At 31.8% G+C, this 4,829-nt stretch carries 6 protein-coding genes; all 6 read right to left on the bottom strand.

What is annotated here, in order from left to right:
- Positions 1-25: 25 nt before the first annotated feature.
- Positions 26-223: a 30S ribosomal protein S15 gene (gene rpsO, locus C4B25_RS04145; protein WP_131613829.1), complete on the bottom strand. Its 198-nt coding sequence runs from the start codon at positions 221-223 to the stop codon at positions 26-28.
- 132 nt (positions 224-355) lie between these two features.
- Complete coding sequence (locus C4B25_RS04140; RefSeq protein ID WP_131613827.1) at positions 356-1,180, bottom strand: FAD synthase; 825 nt, start codon at positions 1,178-1,180, stop codon at positions 356-358.
- Positions 1,181-2,002 (bottom strand): tRNA pseudouridine(55) synthase TruB, encoded by an 822-nt coding sequence (gene truB, locus C4B25_RS04135; RefSeq protein WP_131613825.1) that lies wholly within the window; start codon positions 2,000-2,002, stop codon positions 1,181-1,183.
- Positions 2,003-2,048: 46 nt separating this feature from the next.
- On the bottom strand, positions 2,049-2,471 hold the full coding sequence (locus tag C4B25_RS04130) for a hypothetical protein (RefSeq protein ID WP_131613823.1): 423 nt from the start codon (positions 2,469-2,471) through the stop codon (positions 2,049-2,051).
- Between the two features lie 135 nt (positions 2,472-2,606).
- A complete protein-coding gene (gene rbfA / locus C4B25_RS04125; RefSeq protein WP_131613821.1) occupies positions 2,607-2,945 on the bottom strand; it encodes a 30S ribosome-binding factor RbfA in 339 nt (112 codons plus the stop codon).
- A complete protein-coding gene (gene infB / locus C4B25_RS04120) occupies positions 2,945-4,753 on the bottom strand; it encodes a translation initiation factor IF-2 (RefSeq protein WP_131613820.1) in 1,809 nt (602 codons plus the stop codon). The genes rbfA and infB overlap by 1 nt, the downstream gene beginning before the upstream one ends.
- Between the last annotated feature and the right edge of the window lie 76 nt (positions 4,754-4,829).

Here is a 4,829-nt window from a genome sequence, read left to right as displayed (position 1 = left end):
CAAGAAAAAAATAATGGCGATGCCATTATTTTCTTAGTCCAAGTTCTTTAATTAGAGCTTGGTATTTGTTGAAGTCTTGAGCTTTTAGATATTTTAATAAATCTTTACGCTTTTGGATCTTAGCTAAGAAACCTCTTTGAGAGTGTTTATCTTTTTTGTTAGCTTTGAAGTGTGGTGTAAGGATGTTGATATCTTCTGTTAAGATAGCGATTTGAGCTTCAATAGAACCTTAAGTTCTTCTTTTTTTGCTTTTGATACAGCCATGTTTTGTCCTCCTATGTTTATTTCATGTAACCCCAGCAAGAATCCGGACAGGTATCCAAACCGAGTATTACAACGCTTTTATGCTTTTCTATTATAAACTATTTTTGAAAAATCTGTTAGCAACTTCTAAGTGCTCATCACGTAGTTCGTCACCCTGATCTTTAATGGTGATTTCTAATTGTCTTCATCATGAGATTGAAAAGTCTTTATTTTGAAGGTTTTCAGAGTTATTCAATAAATGAATAATATTTTTACCTTGCCTAGTTACATGGACAACTCCATGATACATAACATCGTTATTTATTGCAGTAACTGCATAAAATCCTGAATGTGGTTTAATTTGAACTTCTTCTAATACAAATTCAGATTCTTTACCAATCTTTATATTAGTTGTTCAAGGTGCTACTAATAATGAATTAGCAAAATCAATTTCACCAAAAGGGATTTGTTCCTTAATGATTGATGTTGAAATATTTTTGTTGGCAATTTTCTTCATATCAACGACATGAACTTCCCCAAATACTTTTGCTAATAAATCAGGATTCCCTGCTCCACCTCTACCAAAACTGAAATCCTTACCACAAACAATATTTGCAGGTGAATAAGTTTCTTTCAGTTCTTTCATAAAGTCTTCTGGAAGCATTGTTAATAAGTGACTATCAACTTTTACTACCATTGCATAGTCGATATCCATATTAGAAAGTTTTTGAAGTCTAACCTCTAATTGTTCAAACATCTCTCTTGATTTGTTTGGTAGTTCGTAAGGCTTCTCAAACATCATCATGATGATTGGTTCATTTAATGATTGGGCTTTCTTAATCAATTCTAAATGACCGATATGAATAGCATCGAAAGAACCCATGATTATTGTTGGATTCTTAATTTCTATTTTCTCTGGGAAATAAAATGCTTTCATTTATAGTACCTCTATTTTCTTACCGAATAATTTTACAGACTTAATACGTTCATTTGCTTCGATAATTCCACAAATAACTCCATTCACTTTTGCAACGTATTTTCCTTTTATTCCATATGCATTATCAATTGCGATTCCATTAATCAGAATCATAATCTCTTCTTTTTTCAACTCAACGATTGGTAGCGTTAAAAGTTTCTCAATATCAACATTAGTTCCAAAGTGTTCTTCTGTTAATGGTCCTATTGTAGTTCTTCTTAATTCAGTCATTATTGCACCACAACCAAGTCTTTGTCCCAAATCATGAATAATAGATCTTATATATGTACCTCTTGATACATTCACCTCAAAAACAACAATGTCTTTTTCGAATTCTAAAACATCGATAGTATTGATTTCAATTGTTGAAGTTTTTAATTTAACTTCCTTACCTTCTCTTGCTAATTTATAAGCAGCAACACCATTTATCTTTTTAGCTGAAAATGCAGGTGGCATTTGTTCTTGAACACCAATGAATTTCTTAAGTTCTTTTTCAACTTCTTCTTTTGTTGGGATGACATCAGAAACTTTCTCAATCTCACCTTCTGAATCATAAGTATCTGAGATAACACCTAATTGCATTGTTGCAACATAAGTCTTTTCTCCTTTATCTATGAAATCAATAAGTTTTGTATCATCATCAGTAGCCACAAGTAACAATCCTGTTGCCAAAGGATCAAGAGTTCCTGTGTGCCCAATTTTTTTAATATTATTTTCTCTTCTAAAGTTATTAATTGCTTTAAAAGATGAAATTCCTTTTTCTTTATCTAATAGTACGAACATATTTATATTTTATCTTATTAAAGATAAGAAAAAACAAGGCTTTTGCCTAGTTTAGTATCAATTCAATGGTTTGTTCATTAGCGATTTTATACTTCTTGACTTCTCATTGCTTTAGAAGTTCTCTATCTAATTGCTTAATTGAAGTTTCCATTCTTTTGATGATAATCTTTTTGTTTTCGATTTTATTTTTATTGTCTGCAATCAACTTTTGAGTATTATAAATGGCATGTTCATTCTTTGATTGCTTGACATTTAATTTCTTTGTTATTTTGTGAGTATTTTTATACATATTATTAGAAAGTTCATCCGATATTGTTTCCCTTAACGAAATTAATAATTCCATTTTTTCTGATGCAATTCTATTTTTGTTTTCTATTTCTATAATTTCCGAGTTCATTTTATTTTTTTCTTTAATAAGTTTTTTAACTCTTCTTATTGTCATAGTCTTTTGATTTGCTTTGTTTTTCATTATTCCCCCTCTATATGCATATGAAGGTTTGCGCCTTCCCTTTATACGCTCCACAATAATACCAATATGTATTTTTGCTAATTGTGTTTTATTGGGGTTGAATGTTTTTTACAATATAAAAAAATAAGCCTATGCTTATTTTTCGTTCTTTTTAATACTGTTTAGTATTTCATCAATTCTTGATCCAATAGCCATTGATTCATCATGTTTCAGGTGAACTTCTGGTGTTTTTCTCATATGAATTGTTTTTGAAAGTTGAGTTCTAATGAATCCTCTAGCCTTTTGTAGATTTTCCATTGAACGTTCTTTATTACTTTCGAATGTTAAGTAAACATTTAAGTGTGAACCATCTCTTGAAAGTTTTACATCAGTTACTGTTGTATATGAAACATTAACATTAGTAATTTCTTCAGAGATAATTTGTGAGACTGCTCTTAAGAACATTTTTTCTTTCTTTTGATGTGTTACAGACATTATTTAACCTCGATCTCAACGTCTTCATAACATTCAATAATGTCATCTTCACGAATATCATCGAATTTTTTAATGTGTGTACCGAATTCTTTACCAAGTTCAACTTTCTTAGCTTGGTCTGGTCCTCTTTGTAGAGAATCTAGAATTCCTTCATGAATTGTTCTACCATCACGAATAAGTCTCATTTTTGAACCTGATTTGATTATTCCATCAATAACTACTGAACCAGCGATGTTACCAACTTTTGAAGAGAAGATTGGTCTAACGATTCTTGCTTGACCAATAACTTTTTCTTCGAATTTAGGTGCTAACATACCTTTTAGCATTGCTTCAACTTCTTCAATCATTTTGTAAATAATTGTATGTGTTTTAATGATAATTTTTTCTTGTTCAGCGAATTGTTTAACACTACCTGTTGGACGAATGTTAAATCCGTAAATAATTGATTGTGATGCTTGAGCTAGTAAGATATCACTTTTAGTGATTGCCCCAACTGATGCTCTAACAACATTAACAACTACTTCTTCATTTGAAATTCTTCCTAATGAGTATTTAACAGCTTCTGCTGTACCTTGAACGTCTGACTTGATAACGATATTAAGTGTTTTAATACCATCTTCAATATGAACAGCGTTTCTAGCTTTAAGTTCTTGTTGTTTATCTGCAAATGCTTTTTCTTGTGCAAGAGCTTTTGCAAATTTTTCATTTTTGAATCCAACAAATTTATCACCAGCTGAAGGTGTATAGTTTAGACCAGTAATAACTACCGGTGTACCAGGACCTGCTGATTCGATTGCATTATTAGTTGTATTTTCAAGAGATCTAACTCTACCATAGTGTGCACCAGCAACAATGAAGTCACGAGGTACGATTGTTCCGTTTTCAACAATAATTGTTGCAACTGAACCTCTACCTTTATCTAAGTGTGCTTCAACAACAACACCCATTGGTAGTCTATCTGGGTTAGCTTTAAGTTCTAACATTTCAGCTTCAAGAGTAATAGCATTAAATAGTTCTTCAATACCCATTCCTGTTAGACCTGAACCGTAAACGAATTGCACGTCTCCACCTCAGTCATCAGCAATAACATCATGAGCTGATAAGTCAGCTTTAACTTTTTCAGCATTTGCTCCAGGTTTATCCATTTTGTTAACGAAAACAATCATCGGAACACCAGCAGCTTTAGAGTGATCAATAGCTTCTTTAGTTTGTGGCATAACACTATCCTCAGCAGCAACAACGATAATAACGATGTCAGTTACTTTAGCTCCTCTTGAACGCATAGCTGTGAAAGCCTCGTGTCCAGGAGTATCAATGAAAGTAATCTTTTTACCTTTATGATCAATTTGGTATGCACCTGTGTGTTGTGTAATCCCACCAGCTTCACCATCAACAACGTTAACGTTTGCATTTCTAATCTTGTCAATTAGAGTTGTTTTACCATGGTCAACGTGACCCATGATTGTAACAATAGGTGGTTTTTCAACTAAATGTTCTTCTTTTTCTTCTATTTCCATTTGTTCCATAAAGTTAGCAGCTGTAACTTCTTCTTTACGTTGGAAATCGTATTCATATTCCATACATAATTCACCAATTTGTTCCTCATCAAGTGTCATGTTTAAGTTAAACATTTTCCCTTTCATGAAAAAGTGTTTGATAATTTCGTTTGCTGGTTGTTCAATTTTATCCGCGAATTCCGCGATTGTCATTGGTCCAGTATAAATGAATACACCATCTTTTAATTCCGTCTTAACCTCTTTCATTTGAGATTTAACGTTACTTATATTTGTTTGTCTTTTATCTGCCATACTATTCCTCCTCTATATATTTAATTAATTCTTCATATACGATTTCTGAAACTTGTTCTTTGAAAGCTCTATGTAG

Origin of the sequence: Mycoplasma todarodis (assembly GCF_004335995.1) — a bacterium.
Taxonomy (GTDB): domain Bacteria; phylum Bacillota_I; class Bacilli_A; order Mycoplasmatales; family Metamycoplasmataceae; genus Mycoplasma_K; species Mycoplasma_K todarodis.
This window is presented reverse-complemented; position numbering and strand designations above follow the sequence as displayed.